A 22,677-nucleotide genomic window follows, 5' to 3' on the forward strand; every position below is an offset into this window, starting at 1 on the left:
GCCGGTTTAGCCGCGCCGGGCCATGGATGGCCCGTCGCGGCGGCCCGCGGAGTAATGCCGGAGTGAGGGAACACCGAGCCTAAGCGAGGTGCCGACAGGCGGGGCAGAGCCCTTTGCTTACTTTGGGGCTTTTCCAAAGTGAGTCGCTGTAAGAGCGAAACCATAGGTAGCCGTTACCTAAATAACGGATATGTACGCAAACCAATGCCACCTACAACCCCTACAACCCCTCCAACTCCGCCATCAAATCACTCAACCGATCCACCTTCTGCGCACTGATCTCATTCGCCGCAAGCCCGTCGATATACACCGCCAACTCCTCCACCGTGCTGCACTCGAACATCGCCCGCAACGGCACATCCCGCTGCAGCGTCTTCTGCACCCGCGAAGCAATCTGCGTGGCCAGCAACGAATGCCCGCCCAGCTCAAAGAAATTATCCTGCACCCCCACGCGCTCAACTTTCAGCACCTCGGCCCAAATCCCGGCCAATGTCTGCTCCAGCTCATTACGCGGTGCCAGATAATCCTGGCTGTGCAACTGGCCAATCTCCAAAGCAGGCAAAGCCTTGCGATCCAGCTTGCCGTTGGCATTCAGCGGCAACCGGTCAAGCCATAGCCAATGCAGCGGCACCATGTACTCCGGCAGCTCCGCACGCAGGCGTTGCTTGATCCGATCAAGACGCTCACCGGGATTCAACAGCGCATCCGCCGCCACCAGGTACCCCACCAGATGCTTACCGTTGACACCCTCCTGCACGCCCACCGCCGCATCCCGCACTTCCGGTTGCTCATGCAGGCGCGCTTCGATTTCCCCGAGCTCAATCCGGTAACCGCGAATCTTCACCTGATGGTCGATGCGACCGACATATTCCAATACCCCATCACTGCGACGGCGCGCCAAATCCCCTGTTCGATACAACCGGTCCGCACCAAATGGATTCGGCACAAACGCTTGCGCCGTGCGCACCGGATCGCTGACATAACCACGGCCCACGCCGGTCCCCGCGACGCACAGTTCACCGACCGCACCTTGGGGCACCAACTCCAAAGCCCCATCCAGCAGGTACAACCGGTTGTTGTCGGTCGGCGTACCAATCGGCAGATAAGTGCCACGGGTCGATGCCAGGTCAACGCGGAAGAACGCCACGTCGTCCGAACATTCCGCCGGGCCATACGCGTTGACCAGGCCAATCTCCGGATAGCGCAACAACCACTGATGCGCCAGCTCCGGGGGCATGGCTTCGCCGGTCGGCAGCATCCAGCGCAAGCCGTCCAGGGTCATGCGTTCCTGGGCAAGCATGCCCTGGATCAGCGACGGCACGCTTTCCAGCACGGTGATGCCTTGGGCCTGGACATGCGCCAGCAAGCCTTGGGGGTCATGGGCAATCGTATTCGGCACAATATCCACCCGCGCGCCGAACAGCGGCGCCGCGAGGAACTGCCATACCGAGATATCGAAACTTTGCGAGGCGGTTTGAGCGATCACATCGTGCTCGGTCAGCTGCAGATACGGCACCTTGCTCAGCTGGTTATTGAGCATGCCGCGCTGCTCCACCATCACGCCCTTGGGCAAGCCCGTAGAGCCCGAGGTGTAGATCACGTAGGCAAGGTTGTCCGGCGCGCTGTAGATCCCGGGGTTTTCGTCAGAGCCGGCCAAGGCATCCCAAACCAGTAGCTTCGGCCGACCGGAGCAGGCGAACTCTTCCAGCAACACCTGCGCCTGCTCAAGGCACGCCTCGGTGCACACCAGCAATGGCGTGCGGCTCAGGTCAATGATGCGGCTCAGGCGCTGCGTCGGCAGCCCCGGGTCCAGCGGCAGGTAACCGGCACCGGCCTTGAAGCTGCCGATGATCATGCCCAGCAAATCCAGATTACGTTCGGCCAGCAACGCCACCGGTTGATCCGGCCCGACACCGGCCGCGATCAATGCATGGCCCAGGCGGTTACTGCGCCGGTTCAGTTCGGCATAGCTCCATTGCTGATCCAGGCAACTGGCGGCAATCCGCTGTGGATGCTGCTGCACCTGGGCTTCGAACAGCTCAACGTAGCTGCGCTCCAACGGATACGCCTGCTCGCTCTGGTTGCAACCTTCCACCAGGAACTCACGCTCCTGCTCACCAATCAGCGGCAAGTCGGCCATGTCGCCATGGAAGCCCTGTACCAGCGCCAGCAGCAGGCGCTTGAATTCACCGAGCATGCCTTGCACGGTGGTTTCATCGAAATAGCGCTGGTCGTAGGACAGGTGCAGGCCCAGGTCATCGCCCGGATAGCACACGGCGGTCAGCGGGAAGTTGGTGTGGGTACGCCCGGAATCCGAGGTGGCATTCAGGCTTTGCGCACGGTCCAGCACCGAGACTTCCACCGGGGCGTTTTCGAACACAAAGAGGCTGTCGAACAGCGGCTGGCCCTTGGGCAGTTCGCTGTTTTCCTGGATGGTCACCAGCGGCAGGTACTCGTACTCGCGCAACTGCATATTGCTGTCGAGCAGCCCGCTCAACCATTGGCGCACGCTGCACTGCTGATCGTCCTCCGGCAGCTTGACCCGCAAGGCGATGCTGTTGATAAACAGCCCGACGGTGCGCTGCATCTCGGGCATTTCCACCGGGCGCCCGGCCACGGTGACGCCGAACAGCACGTCGCGATCGCCACTCAAGCGTCGTAGCACTAGGGCCCACGCGGCCTGGGCAAACGTGTTCACCGTCAGTTGATGGGCCTGGGCCAGCTCGCGCAATTGCGCACCGTCGCGCACATCCAAGCGGGTATAGCAGTCGCCCACCACCATGCCGCCGCTATGGCCGGCATGTTCCCGCAGGAACGGCCGGTCACTCGGAATCGGCGTGGTGCGCTCAAACCCTTGCAGGTTCTGCTGCCACCACTGGCGCGCCTCGGCGAGGTTCTGGCGTTGCAGCCAGGCGATGTAGTCGCGATAACGCGGTGGCGTCGCCAACTGCGCGTCGCGGCCTTCGCCGAGGGCCGTGTAGATGTCGAAGAAATCGTTCATCAGCAGCGAGCGGCACCAGGCATCGATCAGGATGTGGTGGTTGCTCATCATGAACCAGTAGCGGGCTTCGCCCACGCGGATCAACCGCAGGTGGAACGGTGCCTGATTGAGCAGATCGAAGCCGGCCTCACGCTCGCTTTTCAGCAACGCTTGCAGACGCGGTTCCTGTTCGCTTTCCGGCTCCTGACTCCAGTCGAGGTACTCGATCGGCGTGCTGCCGGGCTTGTGGATAACCTGCAGCATGTCTTCGCCGACGTTCCAGCAGAACGAGGCGCGCAAGGCTTCGTGACGGGCGATCACCGCCTGCCAGGCCAGGGCGAAACGCTCGGGGTCCAAGGCGCTGTTGATGCGGTAGCGGTCCTGCATGTAGTACAGGCCGGTGCCCGGTTCCAGCAAGGTGTGCAGCAGCAAGCCTTCCTGCATCGGGGTCAGTGGGTACACGTCTTCGATGACATTGGCCGGCACCGGCAGCGCGTCGAGTTGCCCTTGGGTGAGGTGCGCCAGCGGGAAGTCCGACGGCGTGAGACCGCCCGCGTCTTCCTTGAGGCAATGTTCGATCAGGCTTTGCAGTTCCGCCAGGTAAGCGTCCGCCAGTTCAGCGATGGTCTGGCTGTCGTGACGTTCGCGGCTGAAGGTCCAGCGCAGCACCAATTCACCGCCGTACACCTGGCTGTCGACGCTCAGCTCGCTGGGCAGCGGCGCGTCCGGGTCATGGGCGATCCCGGCGGACTCGTCCAGCGGGTGAAAGAGTGCGTCAGCGCCAAAGCTCTGGTCGAACTGGCCGAGGTAGTTGAAGGTGATACTGGCGCTCGGCAACGCGGCCATGGTCTGGCGGCACAGGTCGTCAGCCAGGTAGCGCAGCACACCGTAACCCAACCCTTTGTGGGGCACGCCGCGCAGTTGCTCCTTGATCGCCTTGATCGAGGCGCCCTGCCCGGCGGCTTCTTCGATATGCAGCGGGGTCAGGCGCAATGGGTAGGCGCTGGTGAACCAGCCGACGCTGCGGGTCAGGTCGATCTCGTCGAACAGGGTTTCGCGGCCGTGGCCTTCCAGCTGGATCAGTGCCGATTCATGGCCACTCCAGCGGCACAAGACTCGGGCCAAGGCGGTCAGCAACAAGTCGTTGACCTGGGTGCGGTAAGCACTCGGCGCCTGCTGCAACAGCTGGCGGGTACGCTCGGCATCCAGGCGCACGCTGACGGTATCGGCGTCGCGATTGCGCAGCGAACCTTGCGGACGATCCACCGGCAGTTCAACGGCGGGACCGGCCAACTGCTGCTGCCACACGTCCAGTTCTTCACGCAGGGATTCGCTGCCGGCATAGGCCTGCAAGCGTGCGGCCCAGTCGCGCAATGCACTGGTCTTGGCCGGCAGGCTGACGGGTTGGCCGTCGCTCAACTGGCGATACACGGTCTGCAAATCTTCCAGCAATACGCGCCAGGAAACGCCGTCCACCACCAGGTGATGGATCGCGATCAGCAGCCGGCGCTGGCCTTGCGGGCCGTCCACCAGCAGCGCGCGCAACAGCGGGCCGTGGGCAAGGTTGAGGCTGCGTTGAGTGTCGGTGAACAGCGCGATGCACTGCTCCATATCCGCCACCTGGGCTTGCAACAGCAGGCCACCTTGCGGCACTGCCAGGTGTTCGGCGTGCCATTGGGCGTCGCGCTGGGTGAAGCTCAGGCGCAGGGCGTCGTGGTGTTCGAGCACTGCCAGCAACGCTTGTTCCAGGCGATGGGGTTCGAGGGCCTGAACCGGCTCCAACAGCAGCGCCTGGTTCCAGTGTTGGCGCTCGGGGATGTCGGTGTCGAAGAACCAGTGCTGGATCGGGGTCAGCCCGGATGCGCCGGTCAGCACGCCTTGTTCGGCGATAACCTGCTCGGTGCGGGTCGCCACGGCGGCCAGGGTTTGCACGGTCTGGTGCTGGAACAAATCACGCGGGCTGAAATGAATCCCCGCCTGCCGTGCCCGGCTGACCACCTGGATCGACAGGATCGAGTCGCCGCCCAGTTCAAAGAAGTTATCGTCGAGGCCCACCTGCTGCACGTTCAGTACCGCACACCAGATCGCCGCCAGGGTTTGCTCCAGTTCGTTGCGCGGCGCCACGTATTGCTGACGATTCGCCTCGGGATCCGGCTGCGGTAAGGCGCGGCGGTCGAGTTTGCCGTTGGCGGTCAGCGGCATGCTGTCGAGGACGATCAGGTGCGCGGGCACCATGTAGTCCGGCAGCTGCGCTTTCAAATGCGCCTTGAGGGATTCACGCAGTGCACCGTGTTCTTCGTCGCTGACCAGGTAGGCCACCAACTGTTTGCCGCTCGGGGAATCCAGCGCCAACACCACTGCCTCACGCACCGCCTGGTGTTCCAGCAGGCGGGTTTCAATTTCCCCCAGCTCGATGCGGAACCCGCGAATCTTCACTTGATGGTCAATACGGCCAAGGTACTCCACCAGGCCATCGGCACGCTGGCGCACCAGGTCGCCGGTGCGATACAGACGACCGCCGTTCGTGGCAAACGGATCCGCGACAAACCGCTCCGCCGTCATCCCCGGACGCTGGTGATACCCCTGGGCCAGGCCGGCACCGCCGACGTACAGCTCACCCGTCGCGCCTTGCGGCACCAGCGCCAAATCCGCATCCAGGATGTAGGCCACACGCGCGCCGATGATGCTGCCGATCGGCACGCTGCCTGCGCCCTCTTCCAGCATTTCCGGAGCAAGGCTGGCCAGCGGCATCACCACCGTTTCAGTCGGGCCATAGGCGTTGAAAAACAGCGCCGGCTTGAATGCCGCGCGAATACGCTGCAAGTGCTCGCCGGTCAGGGCTTCACCGCCGGTGATGCACATGCGCACCGGCAAGGTCTGGTGTTGCGTGGCCAGCCATTGCGCCAACTGGCTGCCGTAGCTCGGGGTGAAACCGAGGATGTTGATGCGGTGCTGACGAATCAGCCCACAGATTTCTTCCGCATCCCATTGGCCCTGGGCCCGCAACACCACCTGGGCACCACTGAGCAACGGCACCAGCAAACGCTCGGTGGCGGCGTCGAAGTTGATGGAATAGAAGTGCAGCTCGCAGTCATCCGGGCGCATGCCGAAGCGTTCGATCACCGCCTGGCAATGCATGGCGATTTCACCGTGGGACACCACCACGCCCTTGGGCTTGCCGGTCGAGCCAGAGGTATAGATCAGATAGGCCTGGTGTTGCGGCAGACTGATAAAGGGCAACTCACCAGCCGGGTAGTCGGCCAGGGTCGGCAGGTCATCTTCCAGGCACCAGCGGCCGACGCTGGCGGGCAGCTCGCCCAGCGCGTCGAACATCGCAGCGTCGCTGAGCAGCAGGCCGATGCCACTGTCTTCGATCATATAGTGCAGGCGGTCCAGCGGGTATTCCGGGTCCAGCGGCACATAGGCGCCGCCGGCCTTGAGGATTGCCAGCAGGCCGACGACCATTTCCAGCGAACGCGGCAGCGCCAGGCCGACCCGCACCTGCGGGCCCACGCCGCGCTCGCGGAGCATCCAGGCCAGGCGATTGGCGCGGCTGTCGAGTTCGCTGTAGCTCAAGGTTTGCCCGGCGAAGGTCAAGGCCGGGGCGTCGGGGCGGGCCAGGGCTTGCTCGCTGAAGAGGTGGTGAATGCACTGGTCGAGACGATGCTCGCCGGCCTCCATGCCAAGGCTGTCTTGCAACGAGCGCTGCTCGGCCGCTTCCAGCAGCGGCAACTCACTCAGGCGCTGTTGCGGATCGGCAAGCAAGGCTTCCAGCAGGTTTTGCCAATGGGCGGCCATGCGCGCAATGCGCGGCTCGTCGAACAGGTCGGTGCTGTAGGTCAGGCAGCAACCCAGGCGATGGTCGAGGTCGGTGACTTCCAGGTTGAGATCGAACTTGGTGGCGCGGGCATCGTTGGCCAGGTACTCGACGGTCATCCCGGCCAGAGTGCGGCTTTGCTGGAACTCCCAGCGCTGCACGTTACACATCACCTGGAACAGCGGGTTGTACGCAGCGCTGCGGGGTGGTTGCAGGGCTTCCACCAAGTGGTCGAACGGCAGGTCTTGATGGGACTGGCCTTCGATCACGGTGTGGCGCACCTGGTCGAACAATTCGCCGACGCTCATCTGCCCGTTGAGCTGGCAGCGCAGCACCTGGGTGTTGAGGAACGCACCGATCAGCCCTTCGCTTTCCGGACGAATCCGGTTGGCCACTGGCGCACCGATACGCAGGTCGGTCTGGCCGCTGTAGCGGTAGAGCAATACCGCGAGGGTGGCGGTCATGGTCATGAACAGGGTCAGGCCGCGTTGGGCGTTGAAGGCCCGCACGCGGGCGGCAAGGTCATCGCTCAAATCGAAACGGTACAGCTCGCCCTGGTGACTTTGCACCGGTGGTCGCGGACGGTCGCCCGGCAGTTCCAGCAGCGGGTGTTCAGTACCCAGTTGCGCGGTCCAGTAATCCAGTTGGCGCTGGCGCTCGCCGGATTCCAGCCACTGGCGCTGCCACACGCTGTAGTCGAGGTACTGCACCGGCAGCGGCGCCAGCGGCGATTCGCGGTCATCGATAAAGGCTTCGTACAACGCACTGAGCTCACGGGCAAAAATGTCCATGGCCCAGCCTTCGGTGACGATATGGTGCAGGGTCAGCACCAGGTAATGTTCCTGCTCGCCGGCCTTGACCAGGCAGGCGCGCAGCAGTGGACCGGTCTCCAGATTGAACGGCGTGTGGGCTTCATGATCGGCCAGTTGCTGCACACGCTGTTGGCGCTCGGCCTCACTGAACGCCGAGAAATCCTGCCAATCCATGCGCACGCCGGTTTGCGCTGCAACCTTCTGCTGCGCCACGCCATCAATGCTCGGGAACGTGGTGCGCAGGGTTTCGTGACGCATGATCAAGGCCTGCAACGCCGCCTCGAAACGCCCCACGTCCAGCACCCCACGAAAGCGCGCCATGCCGCCGACGTTATACGCCGGGCTGTCGGGTTCCATCTGCCAGAGGAACCACATGCGCTGTTGGGAATAGGACAGCGGCACCGGCTGGCTGCGGTCGACCTTGCCGATCGCCAGTTGTTGGTTGCGCTGGCCGGAGGCCTGGATCAGGCGGACCTGCTCGGCGAAAGCCCCCAACTCGCTGGCTTCGAACAATGTGCGCAGCGGCAGCTCGACATCGCAGGCCTGACGGGTGCGGGAGATGATTTGCGTGGCCAGCAGCGAATGGCCGCCGAGGGCGAAGAAGTCGTCCCGCAGGCCGATCCGTGGCAGGGCCAGGACTTCGCGCCAGATCGCGGCGATTTGCTGCTCCAGCGCTGTTTCAGGTTCGACGTGTTCACGTACCTGCCACACCGGTTCCGGCAAGGCACGGCGATCCAGTTTGCCGCTGGGACTCAGGGGCATCGCGTCCAGGCGCATCAATTGCGCCGGGACCATGTACTCCGGCAGCTCAGCGGCCAGGGCGGTTTTTACATCCTGCTCATCCAGCGGTTCGTTGGCGGTGTAGTAACCGATCAACTGCGCCCCGGCAGCGGTTTCACGCACCAGCACCACCGCTTGGGCGATGCCATCAAGGGCCAATAGACGGGCTTCGATTTCTTCAGGCTCGACACGGAAGCCCCGCAACTTGACCTGCTGATCCAGGCGCCCGAGGTATTCCAGCACACCGTCGCCGCTCCAGCGCACACGGTCACCGGTGCGATACAAGCGTGCACCCGCCTCGCCCAATGGGTCGGCGACAAACCGTTCAGCGGTCAGCCCCGCCCGCCCGAGGTAACCCCGGGCCAGGCCGATACCGCCGATGCACAGCTCACCCGGCACACCCGCCGGCAGCGGATTGAACTGATCATCCAGCACCCGGCAGATCACATTGCCCAGCGGCCGGCCAATCGGTGAACGCTCGCCGTCCTCAGCCTGGCAGTGCCAGTGCGTCACGTTGATCGCGGTTTCAGTCGGGCCGTAGCGGTTGTGCAACTGCACTGCCGGCAACTGAGCCAACACCCGGTTGCGCAGCTCGGCAGGCAGCGCTTCACCGCCGGAGAACAGACGACGCAGGCTGGTGCATTCGGCGGCCAACGGCTCGTCGACAAACAGCTGCAACAACGGCGGCACAAAGTGCAGCGTGGTCACGCCGTGTTCCTGCACCAGTTGGGCAATGCGATGGGGGTCGCGATGCTCGCCGGGGCCCGCCAGTACCAGGCGGCAACCGGTGATCAGCGGCCAGAAACACTCCCACACCGACACGTCGAAACTGATGGGCGCCTTTTGCATCAACACATCGGTTTCATCAAGCGTGTAGGTGGCTTGCATCCACTGCAAACGCTCGGCCAGCGCGGCATGGGTGTTGCCCACACCTTTGGGCTGGCCGGTGGAGCCGGAGGTGTAGATCACGTAGGCGAGGTTGTCGCCGTTCAGGTGCAGGCCCGGCGCGTGGGTCGGCCAGCTTTCCAGCTTGAGGCTATCCATGGCGATGACGCAGACACCTTCAGCCGTGGGCAGTTGCTCCAGCAGCGAAGTCTGGGTCAGCAGCAGTTGCACGCCGCTGTCCTTGAGCATGTAGGCCAGGCGTTCGGCCGGGTAATCCGGATCCAGCGGTACATAGGCACCGCCGGCCTTGATGATTGCCAGCAGGCCGATCAGCAGTTGCGGCGAACGCTCGGCGGCGATGGCCACGCACACGTCCGGGCCGACGCCCTTGTCTCGCAGGTAGTGGGCCAGGCGGTTGGCCTGGGTGTGCAGTTGGGCGAAGGTCAGGCTGCCGTCCTGCCACACCAGTGCGGTGCGCTCCGAGACCTGTTGGTTAAGTTGTTCCGGCAGCCAGCTCTGCGCCGGTGTGCACGGCGCGGCGCTCCACTGGCGTTGTTGGGTGTGTTCGTCGGCGTGCAGCAGTTTTAAGTCGCCGATGGCCTGCTGCGGTTGCTCGCAGGCGGCTTGCAGCAGGTTGATGAAGTGTTCGGCCAGCCGCTCGATGGTGGCGGCGTCGAACAGTTCGTCGGCGTAGTCGAAGGACAGGCTCAGGCGGCCGTTGCGGTCTTCTTCCGAGTGCAGTTGCAGGTCGAACTTGGCTTCGCGGCTGTGCCACGCCAACTCGTCGGCAAGCAGGCCAGGCAGGCGGCGCAAGGCACTGAGGTCGCGTTGCTGATGGTTGAACATCACCTGGAACAGGCCCTGCTCACGGGCTTGCGGGAAGGCTTCCAACAATTGCTCGAACGGCAAGTCCTGATGGGCCTGGGCGCCCAGGGCAGCGGTTCGCGTCGCGGTCAGCAAGTCGGCGAATGGCAGGCGCGCATCCAGTTCGGCACGCAGCACCAGGGTGTTGATAAAGAACCCGATCAGGCCTTGGGTTTCCTGGCGCGGACGGTTGGCGTTGGGCACGCCGATGCGTATATCCCGTTGGCCGCTGTAGCGATAGAGCAGGCTCTGGAGCGCTGCGAGCAACAGCATGAACGGCGTGGATTCGTGGGTTTGGGCGGTCTTGCGAATGGCTTCACTGAGGCTCGCGTTCACCCGCACACTGTGGCGTGAAGCACTGCGCACATGCTGCGCCGAGCGCGGGTGATCGGTGGCCAGGCTCAGGGTTGGGTGGTCGTCACCCAGCTGTTGTTTCCAGTAAGCCAGTTGTCGCTGGCCCTCGCCCTCGGCCAGCCACTGGCGCTGCCAGCTGCCGTAGTCGGCGTATTGCAGGGCCAGCGCTGGCAACTCCAGGGTTTGGCCTTGGGACGCTGCGGCGTAGAGGCGAGAGAATTCGTCGATCAACACGTTGAGCGACCAGCCGTCCGCGATGATGTGGTGCATCGTCACCAGCAGTTGGTGGTCTTCGTCATCCAGGCGCACCAGCGTTACCCACAGCAGCGGGCCTTTCTCCAGGTCGAACTGGGTGCGGGCTTCGTCTTCGCGGATCTGGTTGGCCCGGGCTTCGCGCTCGGCGGCGGGCAGGTCGCTGAGGTCGATGACTTGCAGGTCGAAATCAGCCTGGGCGTCGACCCGCTGGAAGCCTTGGCCATCGCGTTCAAAGAAGCGCGTGCGCAGGGACTCGTGGCGCTGGATCAGTTGCTGGAAGCTTGCGCGCACCGCGTCTTCATCCAGCTCGCCGCGCAAGCGCAGGGCGCCGGGGATGGTGTAGGCGCTGCTCTGCGGGTCGAGTTGCCAGGTGATCCACAGGCGGTTTTGCGCGAGGGATTGCGGCAGGTCTTCCTGGCGTGACAGCGCATGGATCGCGCCTTGGGCCACGCCGCCGTCCTGTTGCAATTGCGCGACGCTGGTGGCGAAGGCAGCCAGGGTGGGCGCTTCGAACAACAGGCGCAGGTTCAATTCCAGGCCGAGGGTTTCCCGCAGGCGGGCGACGACCTGGGTGGCGCTGATGGAGTTGCCGCCCAGCAGGAAGAAGTGATCGTCGACGGCGACCTGCGTCACCTGCAATTGCTCGCACCAGATCGCGGCAATCTGGTTTTGCAGTTCGGATTGCAGGGCAGCATCGCCGACCGGCGCTTGCACGCCGGGGAACTGCGCATAACTGTCGAGGCTGCCATCCGCCAACCGCGTGCGACAGGCCGAACGCTGCACCTTGCCGCTGGACGTTTTCGGCAAGCCGCCGGGGTTGAGCAATACCACCACGCTCGGCGCTTCCTGGCAGGCCTCGGCCACTGCTTGGCGAATCGCCTTGATCAGCGCTTCAGGCGGCAGGATTTTCTGCACGCTGCGGCTGATTTCGGCGGCGATGCCGATGCCTTCCAGGCCCTGGTCATTCACCGCAAACGCGGCGACCCGACCCTTGCGCACCACTTCCACTTCACGCTCGATGGCTTGCTCGATGTCTTGGGGGTACAGGTTGTGGCCCCGCACGATCAGCAGGTCTTTCAGCCGGCCGGTGATGAACACTTCACCTTCGCGGATAAATCCGAGGTCGCCGGTCCGCAGCCAGGTACGGCCTTCGTGCTGGACGAAAGTCTTGGCGGTGGCTTCAGGGTTGCGCCAGTAGCCGTGGGCGATGCTCGGGCCAGTAGCCCAGATTTCACCAACGGCATTGTCGGGGAGCGTCGCCAGGGTGGCGGGTTCGGCAATCAGCACCGCGTGTTCGGGCTGGCTGGTGCCGCAACTCATGATCGCCGCGCCCTGCCCTGGCTCGGCGCGATTGGCGGCCAGAGCCTGATCGTCCAGGCGCAGGGCCGGGATGCCGTGGCCACGGGTGCCGCCGGCAACGAACAAGGTGGCCTCCGCCAGGCCATAGGATGCGAAGAAATTATTCGAGGTAAAACCGCAGGTGGCGAACTTCTCGGCAAAGCGTTCCAGGGTGTCGAGGCGGATCGGCTCGGAACCGGAATACGCCACGCGCCACTTGCTCAAATCCAGGCGATCCAATGCCGATTCACTGACCCGCTCGCTGCACAGCCGATAGGCAAAATCCGGCCCGCCGCTGATGGTACCGCCGTATTCGCTGATCGCTTCCAGCCAGCGCAAAGGCCGGCCGAGGAAGTATGCCGGCGACATCAACACACACGGCACACCACTGAAGATCGGTTGCAGCAGGCCGCCGATCAGGCCCATGTCGTGGTACAGCGGCAGCCAGCTGACGATCACGTCGTCGGGGTTCAGGTCGATGCCGAAACCCCGGCGGATCAGCAACTCGTTGGCCACCAGGTTGCCGTGGGTGACTTGCACGCCCTTGGGCAACGCGGTAGAGCCAGAGGTGTATTGCAGGAAGGCGATGTCATCGTCTTGCAAGTTGGGCGCAACCCAATGGCTCGCGATTTCGGCATTGAGGCTGTCGACGCACAGCAACTGCGGTGCACCTTCGAGTTGCAGCAACGAATCCCCGAGGCTGGAGGTAGTGAGCAGCAACCGCGGCTCGGCGTCCGCGATGATCGACAGCAGGCGCTCCTGATGATGACGGCGGGTGGACTCCGGCGGGTAAGCCGGTACTGCAATGACACCGGCATACAGGCAACCGAAGAACGCCGCGACATAATCCGGCCCGCTAGGGAACAGCAGCACCGCGCGGTCGCCCAGGTTTGCGTTGGCCTGCAAGGCGGCGGCGATGGTGCGGGCGCGCAGGTCGAGGTCGCGGTAACTGAGGACGACGCTTTGCTCGGCCGTCTCGGCCAGGAAGCGCAACGCCAGTTGATCCGGGGTTTGTGCGGCGCGGCGTTGAAGGGACTGGACCAGGGTGCGGGGAAGTTCGAAGGCGTCCATCATGGGGTTCCTGCCTGAAATCGGCTTACTGGGAAATCGGGGAATGTGTGGCCGGGGGGCTTGTTCAGCCGGCGGCCCGGGCCATCTGCCGCGCGGCGTCATTGCGCCAGCGGGCCAAGTGTTCGTCGGCGTAACGCCGCATACAGCGCAGTACAGAACTCTCGTGCTGCACCAGGAAGAAATGGTGACCGTCGAACATGTCGAGGGAGAAACCGCTGGCGGTGTCTTGCTGCCAGTCCAGCAGTTGGTCGGCACGCACACTGTCCTGCTTACCGCCAAAGACATGGATCGGCAGGGGCAGCGGCTCGCGCTCGCCATACTCGAAACTGCCGCAAAGAAGGAAGTCGGCCCGCAGGATCGGCAACATCAACTGCATCAGTTCGGCATTGGCCAACACCTCTTCGCCGGTGCCCTTGAGCTCACGCAGGCGGGCGATCAGTTGCTCGTCGTTTTTCTCGATGGCGTATTCGCTGACATCGCGACGGGCCGGGCCGGCGGTACCCGACGCAAACAGCGCCAGTGGCTGCGGCACACCGCGCTCACGAAGGGCATGGGCCAGCTCGAACGCCAGCAGACCGCCGAGGCTGTGGCCAAACAAGGCGTAAGGCTCGTCCAGTTCCGCGCTGATCTCATCAGCCAGTTGCGCGGCCAATGCCTTGATATCGCGCTGCAACGGCTCGTCCATGCGCATGCCGCGCCCGGGCAGTTCCAGCGGCCGCACCTGCAACCACTCGGGCAGCGCCCGCCGCCAACGGCTGTAGACCATGGCGCTGGCGCCGGAATACGGCAGGCAAAACAGGCGTAATCGAGCCGGCGTGTTCATTTCAGACCACTCCCGCTCACACGATAAAAACCCATTTTGTCCTCCTCCAGGCGCTGATCCTTGGCCGGTTTGTTAACTGGCCTGTCACCCATGAGAACGGATGGCCCCTGGAAATAATTAGTCAGCGAGACGCGGTTCACACCTATCGATAAAGCATAAGATTAGTTCGTCTTCTCATTTGACAATCATTATCATTAAGCATAATTTGTTGCCCGATGTGTAGGAGGCCTCAGCAAGGACGCCCTCCCCCAACCTCTTTTGCAGCAAGGTGATTTCCATGACGGAACAAGTATCCACAGGCAGGTGCGACTCACCCCTACTCCAGGCCTTCGTCGATAACCGACTGATCCTGGTCAAGATCGCAGCACGCATTACCGGCTGCCGCTCCCGCGCCGAAGACGTGGTGCAAGACGCGTACTTCCGGTTGCAATCGGCACCCACCATTACCTCGTCGTTCAAGGCGCAGCTGAGTTACCTGTTTCAGATCGTGCGTAACCTGGCCATTGATCACTACCGTAAGCAGGCGCTTGAGTTGAAATACTCCGGCACTGAAGAGGAAGGCTTGAATGTGGTTATTCACGGGGCTTCGCCTGAGACATCGCACATCAACTTTTCGACGCTGGAAAATATCGCGGATGCGTTGACGGAATTGCCTCAACGCACGCGTTATGCGTTTGAGATGTACCGGTTGCATGGGGTGCCGCAGAAGGATATTGCCAAGGAGCTGGGGGTTTCGCCGACGCTGGTGAACTTCATGATTCGGGATGCGCTGGTGCATTGCCGGAAGGTTTCCGGGACTCATAGCGACACGTTTGCGCGGCGGGTTTGATTGGGTCTGGCGCTGGGTACATATCCGTTATTTGGGTGATGGCGGGTATTGGTTCCGCTCTTACAGCGGCTCACTTTTGAAGAGCGCAAAAGTAAGCAAAACGCTCTTGCCCCACCACTCGGCTCCTCGCCTAGGCTCGGAGTGCCCTCACTCCGGCTTTGGACCGTGGGCCGCCGTCATGGGCCATCCCTGGCCCAGGACGGCTAACCTGGCGTCCTGCCAGGTTACCCACGCTCCAAAGCCTGCGTTCGGCCAGCGTGGTTTAACGGGGCGCCTAAGATCAAAATCAAAAGCAGATCAAGAGCACAGCGGCCTACCGGCCGGCTTGAGTGTTGAAGAGCACAAGCCAAATCAAAATCTAAAGCGGGCACGGTCAAAAATGTGGGAGCGGGCTTGCTCGCGAAGGTCGTTAACGATGACGTGGGCATCCTGAATGAACGCGGCGCTCTCAGGTTTTTCGCGAGCAAGCCCGCTCCCACAGAAAAGCAGATTTGTTTTCGCTCTGGTTTTTGCTTTTGCTGTTAACACTCAAGCCGGCCTGTAGGCCGCTGTGCTTTTGCTTTTGATCTTGATCTGACTGCCCCAATCAGCCCGAGGCCGAACGCAGGTATTGCGGAGCGGGTAAACCGGCAGGACGCCGGTTTAGCCGCGCCGGGCCATGGATGGCCCGTCGCGGCGGCCCGCGGAGCAATGCCGGAGTGAGGGAACACCGAGCCCTAGCGAGGTGCCGACAGGCGGGGCAGAGCCCTTTGCTTACTTTGGGGCTTTTCCAAAGTGAGCCGCTGTAAGAGCGGAACCATAAGTAGCCGTGACCCAAATAACGGATATGCCCCCGATCAAACCAACCCACACCGCTCAAAAAACCGCTCCCGCCCCAGGATCATCAACGCCGCCCGCTTATGCGGAAAATCAAACTCCTTCTCACAGTGGAAACACTGATTCTGCATATGCCCAATCATCTTCCCGTTATCCGCCCGAGGCTCCGCCACCACACGCTGCGTACGCGGATCATCAAGAAACAGGTAATGCACCAACGCCGACAACCAACTCGCCACCTTATGCGGCCCCCGGTGATGCTCCTCACCCACCAACATATGAATCCCGCGATCGTAATCCGCCACGTCATAGAACGGCGCAATCCGATCCTCCTTGGCCCAATACGCCTCGAAATACGCAAACGGCTCATCATCAAAACAGCCAATCAACGTCAACGCATGGGGATCCGCGTCCAGCTTGTCCAGATACTCCCGATGCTGCTCCAGGCTGCCGGCCTCCTGCCAGAAATTCGCCACCCGCGTACTGTTCTGCCAACGATTGAATCGCGCCAGATCAACATCAATCTCAACCGTTCGCAGCGAAATCCATGCCCCCAACCGCGCATCAAACCGCCGATAAACCTCGCCCCGCGGCTTCGGCGCACGAGCGGGATGACGCTTGCCCCCACTGATGATCATCTGCTGCGGATAAGTCCCCGTCACCGACTGCCCCAGCCAAGGTTGCGGCAACTGCCAAAACAACGTGCGCTCACAATAAAACTGCCCGGCAACCTCGGTCGCCACCAGCAACCCACTGCGCAACGCATCCTCAGGCGCATGCTCAAGTCGCCAAACCAGCCGCTGACGCCCGGGCTCCCTGGCAAACAACCAGTAACAGGCCGCCCACAACGCCCGGGCAGCCGGCACACTGGCGGGTTCCTGCAAATGCACCTGCAGTTCATCGCCACGCTCAAGGCGCAAGCGAATCAGCGGCTGCCCCTCAAGGGTCAGGCTCAGACGGCTGTCAGTTTCATCAGCATTCAGGGCAGGCCCCGCCGGCAACGGCAGGACAGACAGGTCATTCAGATTGGACATGGGATGGGCTCACGAATCGTCGACAGTTCAACAAGTGACGTGAGCCAAGGGCAAAAATTTAGACGATCACGGCACCGGCATCACATCGATGCGGTAAGGCTCGAAGATCTTCAGCAACTGGCCATTGTCCCGCAACTGCTTGAGCAGCCCGGCGAACACCGGCCCCGTGATCGGCGCCTTGGGCCGCAGCAGCGCGTAATGGTGGTACACCTGGTCAATCCGCTCGGACACCAGGAACTGCCCCGCCGTCTCGGTGTTGCGCACCAGGAAATCGCTGAGGTAGGAGCGTGTTACCAAGGCGATGTCGGCGCGGCCGCGGGCGACCATCAGCAGGTTGCTGTCGTGGGAATAGGTCAAGGTGGCGTTGAAGTGCTCCACCAGGTACTTGGGGTCGGGGTTGAAGTTGGCGAATGCGTAGTGATAGCCGCTGAACACCGCCAACCGCTTGCCGGTCAGGTCGGTGAAATACCCTTGGTCGCGGCCAGGCTCACGCTGGGCGACGAAGATTTCGGCATCTTCCAGGCCCATGTCCACTGCCGTATGGGGAATATCCTGCCAACCCCAGTTCGGATTTTCGAAGATCGCCATATCCACCCGGCCTTGCTGGAAGTCACGAAAACGCCGGGGAATCGAGGTGGGTACCAGCACAAACTGGTAATCGGTTTGCAGGGCATTCAGGGCTTCAACCAGTTGCGGCAGCAACCCGGTGTCGGCACCCTGCTCCGGGCGCACGGTGTACGGCGGAAAATGCGCAGCACCGACCCTCACCAATTGGGCGGCCGAAGCGGGCATCAGCCACAGTGCGCCAAGTGCCAATATTGAGAGTCCTGCAGCCAATCGCCAGGGCGAAAACATCAAGGCACACACCGTCGAAAACTTTGATCCCGCTAAGCTAGGCGTTTTTGTCTAGCGAGACAACTTTCTGCCACACAATTAATAGCTTGCGCGAACGAACTAGTCAGCTTTCAAAACCATCAGCAAAGCTTCATCGGCCAGTTGCTCCAGGGTCATGCTGCCCTGGGCACGAAACCAGGTGGTGGTCCAGGATAATGCGCCGGTCAGGAAGCGCCGGGTGATAAATACATCGCCCTTGATATAACCGGCCTCCTTGGCCTCCCCCAGCACCTGCAGCCAGATGTCTTCGTAAATATCCCGCAAGGCCAGTACCTGGGCCTGGCCCTCGGCCGACAATGAACGCCATTCATACACCAGCACCGCCATGGCCTCGCCGCTGCCGCCCATGATCGACTGCAATTCGCAGCGAATCAGCGCCAACACCCGCTCGCGCACGTTGATCGCCTCGGCCAGGGAAGCGCGCATCAGGGCGGTGTTGTAGTGGATGGTTTCCTCCATCACCGCCCGCAGGATTTCGTCCTTGCTCTTGAAGTGATGAAAGATGCTGCCGGACTGGATCCCGACCGCGCCGGCCAGGTCACGCACCGTTGTGCGCTCAAAGCCCTTGTTGCGAAACAGGTGGGCCGCGGTTTGCAGCAACTTGCCACGGGCACTGTCGGGGTCGGTCAATTGACCGGCGTCGACCATGGTGCGCATCACCCGCAGGGCTTTTTGCTCATCCATGCTGCTCTCCTTAACTTCTGGTTACGTCTTGGGCGGCAATTTAGGCCGTGGCAGCCAACCAAGCAAGCGCTTGGGGCAAAGTTGTGACCAGAGTTTACAAACCAAGCGCTTGCTTGGTAGTGTGAGTGCCAGCAAACCAGAGGAAGGACGCCCCATGAACAAGACGGTACGCATCGGCTGCGCCAGCGCCTTCTGGGGCGACACCTGCACCGCCGCTGCGCAGTTGGTAGAAGGCGGCGCGCTGGATTACCTGGTGTTCGACTACCTGGCGGAAGTCACCCTGTCGATCCTCGCCGGGGCACGAATGAAGGATCCCCAGGCCGGCTATGCCACGGATTTCGTCGAGGTGCTGACGCCACTGCTGGCGGATATCCAGCGCCAGGGCATCCGCGTGATCAGCAATGCCGGCGGGATCAATCCCCAGGCCTGCGCCGCCGCGTTGCAGGCGGCCTGCGACCAGGCGCAAATCCCGTTGAAGATCGCCGTGCTGCTGGGGGATGATCTGCAACCGCAGTTCAAGCAACTGCACGGCATCACCGACATGTTCAGCGGCGCGCCTTTGCCGCCGATGTGCGTGTCCACCAACGCTTACCTCGGCGCGCCCGGTATCGTGCAGGCGCTCAAGCTGGGTGCCGATATCGTCATCACCGGCCGTGTGGTCGACAGCGCCGTGGTCAGCGCAGCGCTGGTGCATGAATTCGACTGGTCCTGGCAGGACTACGACCGCCTGGCCCAGGCGGCTTTGGCCGGGCATATCATCGAGTGTGGCGCCCAATGCACCGGCGGCAACTTCACCGATTGGCGCGAGGTGCCGGACTACGAACACATCGGCTTCCCGATTGTGGAGGTCAGCGCCGACGGCCAGTTCACCGTCAGTAAAGTCGACGGCACCGGCGGGCTGATCAGCGAACTGAGCGTCGCCGAGCAACTGCTGTATGAAATCGGCGACCCGCGCGCCTACCTGTTGCCCGACGTGATCTGCGATTTCAGCCACGTAAAGCTCCAGCAACAAGGCAAAAACCGCGTGCACCTGCACGGCGCCAAAGGCCTGCCGCCCACCGACCAGTACAAGGTCAGCGCCACCTATCCGGACGGCTTTCGCTGCACCGCCAGCTGCCTGATTGCCGGGATCGACGCGGTGGCCAAGGCCGAGCGGGTCAGCCAGGCGATCATCAACAAGACCTCAGAGCTGTTCAGCCAGCGCGGTTGGGCGCCCTACACCGACGTCAACATCGAACTGCTGGGCAGCGAAGCCACCTACGGCTCCCACGCCCAACGCCAGGACTGCCGCGAAGTGGTGGTGAAACTGGCGGTGCGTCACCCGAGCAAACAGGCGCTGGTGCTGTTCGCCCGGGAGATCGCCCAGGCGGCCACCGGCATGGCGCCGGGGCTCACCGGGATCGTCGGCGGGCGGCCCACGGTGTACCCGCTGATTCGGCTGTTTTCGTTCCTGATCGATAAAAGCGCCTGCCAGTTGCAGGTCGATTTTCTTGGCGAACGGCATGCCTGCGAACTGCCCGTCGCCAAACCGCTGAACACCTCGATCGCATTGATCGACCCGCCCAAACCCCAAGGCCGTGCGGACGCCAACGTGCCGCTGGTCAAACTGGCGGTGGCCCGCTCCGGCGACAAGGGCAACCACAGCAACATCGGCGTGATCGCCCGCGAGCCCGAATATCTGCCGTGGATCGCCGAAGCGCTGACCCTCGAAGTGATCGTCGACTGGATGAGCCACGTGCTCGACCCGATCCACGGCCGCGTCGAACGCTGGTACTTGCCCGGCAGCCACAGCCTGAACTTCCTGCTGGAAAACGCCTTGGGCGGCGGCGGGATTGCCAGCCTGCGCATCGACCCCCAAGGCAAGGCCTTCGCCCAGCAACTGCTGGAAATCCCGATTGCCGTGCCGCAGCACATTGCCGATCAATTCACTTAAAGGACCCACGCCGTGGCCTTCGACTCGATCTTCAAAGCCGACTTGTTCCAGGGGCAAACCATCATCGTTACCGGCGGCGGCAGTGGCATTGGCCGCTGTACCGCACACGAGCTGGCGGCCCTCGGCGCCCATGTGATTCTGGTGGGGCGCAAGCCGGAAAAACTGCAAACGGTCGCGGCGGAGATCACTGAAGACGGCGGCCGCGCCAGTTGGCAGGCCTGCGATATTCGTGATGAAGAAGCGGTGAAGGCGCTGGTCGGCCAGATCCTCCAGGAACACGGCCCGATTCACGGTCTGGTGAACAACGCCGGCGGCCAGTACCCCTCGCCGCTCGCGTCGATCAACCAGAAGGGTTTCGAAACCGTGCTGCGCACCAACCTGGTGGGCGGTTTCCTGATGGCCCGGGAAGTGTTCAACCAGTGTATGAGCAAACACGGCGGGGCCATCGTCAACATGCTCGCCGACATGTGGGGCGGCATGCCCGGCATGGGCCACTCCGGCGCGGCGCGTTCGGGCATGGACAACTTCACCAAGACCGCCGCCTTCGAATGGGGTTACGCCGGGGTGCGGGTCAACGCCGTCGCGCCGGGCTGGATTGCCTCCAGCGGCATGGACACCTACGAAGGCGCGTTCAAGGCGGTGATCCCGACCTTGCGCGAACACGTGCCGCTCAAGCGTATCGGCACCGAATCGGAAGTCAGCGCGGCGATTGTGTTTTTGCTCAGCCCCGCCGCCGCGTTCGTCAGCGGCAGCACCTTGCGCATCGACGGCGCGGCCAGCCTCGGCAGCCGCGCCTGGCCGCTGCACAAGGCGCAACCGCCGAGCGTGTCCTTTAATGGTTTCCACCGGGCTTATTTGCCGGACGTGCTCAAGGAGGAGAAATAAGCCATGCCGGTGATCGACTCGCAACTCGACGCCCACAGCCCGCAATTCGCGCAGAACCGCGAGGCGATGCTCACAGGCGTCAATCAACTGCTCCAGCTGGAGCAAAACCTGCTGAGCAAGGCCGCCGAAGCCAAGGCCAAGTTCGACAAGCGCGGGCAACTGCTGCCACGGGAACGCCTGAATTTGCTGCTGGACCCTGGCGCGCCGTTCCTCGAACTGGCGAGCCTGGCCGGCTACAAACTGCACGACGACAAGGACGGCAGCGCTGCCGGTGGCGGGTTGATCGCCGGCATCGGCTACGTCAGCGGCGTGCGCATGCTGGTGGTGGCCAACAACAGCGCCATCAAAGGTGGGACCATTTCCCCCTCAGGCCTGAAAAAATCCCTGCGCCTGCAACAGATCGCCATGGAAAACAAACTGCCAGTGGTGACGCTGGCAGAAAGCGGCGGCGCCAACCTCAACTACGCGGCGGAGATTTTCGTCGAAGGCGCCCGCAGCTTCGCCAACCAGGCGCGGATGTCGGCCATGGGCCTGCCGCAGATCACCGTGGTGCATGGCTCGGCCACGGCGGGCGGCGCGTATCAGCCGGGCCTTTCGGATTACGTGGTGGTGGTGCGTGGCAAGGCCAAGCTGTTCCTGGCCGGCCCGCCGCTGCTCAAGGCCGCGACCGGCGAAGTCGCCACCGATGAAGAACTGGGCGGCGCCGAGATGCACGCGCAAACCGCCGGCACCGCCGAATACCTGGCGGAAAACGACGCTGACGGTGTGCGCATCGTGCGCGAAATTGTCAGCCTGTTGCCGTGGGATGACCGCTTGCCGCCTGTGCCAAAGCGCGCTTATAGCGAGCCGCTGTACCCGATTGAAGAGCTGTTGGGGCTGATCCCCGACGATCCGAAAAAGCCCTACGATGTGCGCGAAATCCTCGCGCGACTGGCGGACGGTTCCAACTTCCTGGAATTCAAGGGCGAGTTCGACCCGCACACCGTCTGCGGCCATTTGCATATCCAGGGTCGCGCCTGTGGTTTTATCGGCAACAACGGGCCGATCACCCCGAAGGGCGCGAGCAAGGCCGCACAATTTATCCAACTGTGCGACCAGAGCCAGACACCGCTGCTGTTCTTCCACAACACCACCGGTTTCATGGTCGGCACCGAGTCGGAGCAGCAAGGCGTGATCAAGCATGGCGCGAAGATGATCCAGGCGGTGGCCAATGCCCGGGTGCCGAAATTGACCATCGTCGTCGGCGGCTCCTACGGCGCCGGCAACTACGCAATGTGCGGCCGCGGCCTCGACCCACGTTTCATCTTCGCCTGGCCCAACAGCCGCACCGCCGTGATGGGCGGCGCCCAGGCGGGCAAGGTGCTGCGAATCGTCACCGAAGCCAAGCAACTGAAAGACGGCCTGGTGCCCGACCCCAAGGTGCTCGACATGCTCGAACAGGTCACCGCACAGAAACTCGACAGCCAGTCCACCGCCCTCTACGGCAGCGCAAACCTGTGGGACGACGGGCTGATTGATCCACGTGATACACGAACCCTGCTCGGGTTTCTGCTGGACATCTGCCACGAGGCCGAAGTGCGGCAACTACAGCCCAACAGCTTTGGTGCAGCGCGGTTTTGATGA

At 62.9% G+C, this 22,677-nt stretch carries 9 protein-coding genes; 4 read left to right on the top strand and 5 right to left on the bottom strand.

Going from position 1 to position 22,677, the window contains the following annotated elements; translation table 11 throughout:
• Positions 1–220 precede the first annotated feature (220 nt).
• Both NVB75_RS09895 and NVB75_RS09900 read right to left on the bottom strand, forming a co-directional pair.
• Positions 221–13,159 (bottom strand): non-ribosomal peptide synthetase, encoded by a 12,939-nt coding sequence (locus NVB75_RS09895; protein WP_258347014.1) that lies wholly within the window; start codon positions 13,157–13,159, stop codon positions 221–223.
• Positions 13,160–13,220: 61 nt separating this feature from the next.
• Positions 13,221–13,979 (bottom strand): thioesterase II family protein, encoded by a 759-nt coding sequence (locus tag NVB75_RS09900; protein WP_258347015.1) that lies wholly within the window; start codon positions 13,977–13,979, stop codon positions 13,221–13,223.
• Between the two features lie 277 nt (positions 13,980–14,256).
• Between NVB75_RS09900 and NVB75_RS09905 the strand changes: the two genes are divergently transcribed.
• Positions 14,257–14,808 (top strand): RNA polymerase factor sigma-70, encoded by a 552-nt coding sequence (locus NVB75_RS09905; protein ID WP_076953019.1) that lies wholly within the window; start codon positions 14,257–14,259, stop codon positions 14,806–14,808.
• Between the two features lie 836 nt (positions 14,809–15,644).
• Here the strand turns inward: NVB75_RS09905 and NVB75_RS09910 are convergent.
• The 3 genes from NVB75_RS09910 to NVB75_RS09920 all read right to left on the bottom strand — a co-directional run bounded on the left by NVB75_RS09910 (position 15,645) and on the right by NVB75_RS09920 (position 18,236).
• A complete protein-coding gene (locus NVB75_RS09910; RefSeq protein WP_258347016.1) occupies positions 15,645–16,658 on the bottom strand; it encodes a GNAT family N-acetyltransferase in 1,014 nt (337 codons plus the stop codon).
• A 66-nt stretch (positions 16,659–16,724) separates the two neighbouring features.
• Entirely contained in the window at positions 16,725–17,513 is a 789-nt protein-coding gene (locus tag NVB75_RS09915) for an ABC transporter substrate-binding protein (protein ID WP_258347017.1), read from the bottom strand.
• Between the two features lie 99 nt (positions 17,514–17,612).
• On the bottom strand, positions 17,613–18,236 hold the full coding sequence (locus NVB75_RS09920) for a TetR/AcrR family transcriptional regulator (RefSeq protein WP_258347018.1): 624 nt from the start codon (positions 18,234–18,236) through the stop codon (positions 17,613–17,615).
• A 154-nt stretch (positions 18,237–18,390) separates the two neighbouring features.
• Between NVB75_RS09920 and NVB75_RS09925 the strand changes: the two genes are divergently transcribed.
• Genes NVB75_RS09925 through atuC form a run of 3 tightly spaced genes read left to right on the top strand, consistent with a single transcriptional unit; the run spans position 18,391 to position 22,674 of the window.
• Positions 18,391–20,169: an acyclic terpene utilization AtuA family protein gene (locus NVB75_RS09925; protein WP_258347019.1), complete on the top strand. Its 1,779-nt coding sequence runs from the start codon at positions 18,391–18,393 to the stop codon at positions 20,167–20,169.
• Between the two features lie 12 nt (positions 20,170–20,181).
• Positions 20,182–21,054: an SDR family oxidoreductase gene (locus tag NVB75_RS09930; protein ID WP_258347020.1), complete on the top strand. Its 873-nt coding sequence runs from the start codon at positions 20,182–20,184 to the stop codon at positions 21,052–21,054.
• A 3-nt stretch (positions 21,055–21,057) separates the two neighbouring features.
• Complete coding sequence (gene atuC / locus NVB75_RS09935) at positions 21,058–22,674, top strand: geranyl-CoA carboxylase subunit beta (RefSeq protein ID WP_258347021.1); 1,617 nt, start codon at positions 21,058–21,060, stop codon at positions 22,672–22,674.
• The last annotated feature ends 3 nt before the right edge of the window (positions 22,675–22,677 follow it).

Origin of the sequence: Pseudomonas sp. CBS, from assembly GCF_024734645.1 — a bacterium.
Taxonomy (GTDB): domain Bacteria; phylum Pseudomonadota; class Gammaproteobacteria; order Pseudomonadales; family Pseudomonadaceae; genus Aquipseudomonas.

Bases quoted from the DNA above. Each gene is read 5' to 3' on its own strand.
- NVB75_RS09905 (WP_076953019.1), top strand. From the start codon at position 14,257: ATGACGGAACAAGTATCCACAGGCAGGTGCGACTCACCCCTACTCCAG.
- NVB75_RS09925 (WP_258347019.1), top strand. From the start codon at position 18,391: ATGAACAAGACGGTACGCATCGGCTGCGCCAGCGCCTTCTGGGGCGAC.
- NVB75_RS09920 (WP_258347018.1), bottom strand. From the start codon at position 18,236: ATGGATGAGCAAAAAGCCCTGCGGGTGATGCGCACCATGGTCGACGCC.
- NVB75_RS09895 (WP_258347014.1), bottom strand. From the start codon at position 13,159: ATGATGGACGCCTTCGAACTTCCCCGCACCCTGGTCCAGTCCCTTCAA.
- NVB75_RS09915 (WP_258347017.1), bottom strand. From the start codon at position 17,513: ATGTTTTCGCCCTGGCGATTGGCTGCAGGACTCTCAATATTGGCACTT.
- NVB75_RS09910 (WP_258347016.1), bottom strand. From the start codon at position 16,658: ATGTCCAATCTGAATGACCTGTCTGTCCTGCCGTTGCCGGCGGGGCCT.
- atuC (WP_258347021.1), top strand. From the start codon at position 21,058: ATGCCGGTGATCGACTCGCAACTCGACGCCCACAGCCCGCAATTCGCG.
- NVB75_RS09900 (WP_258347015.1), bottom strand. From the start codon at position 13,979: ATGAACACGCCGGCTCGATTACGCCTGTTTTGCCTGCCGTATTCCGGC.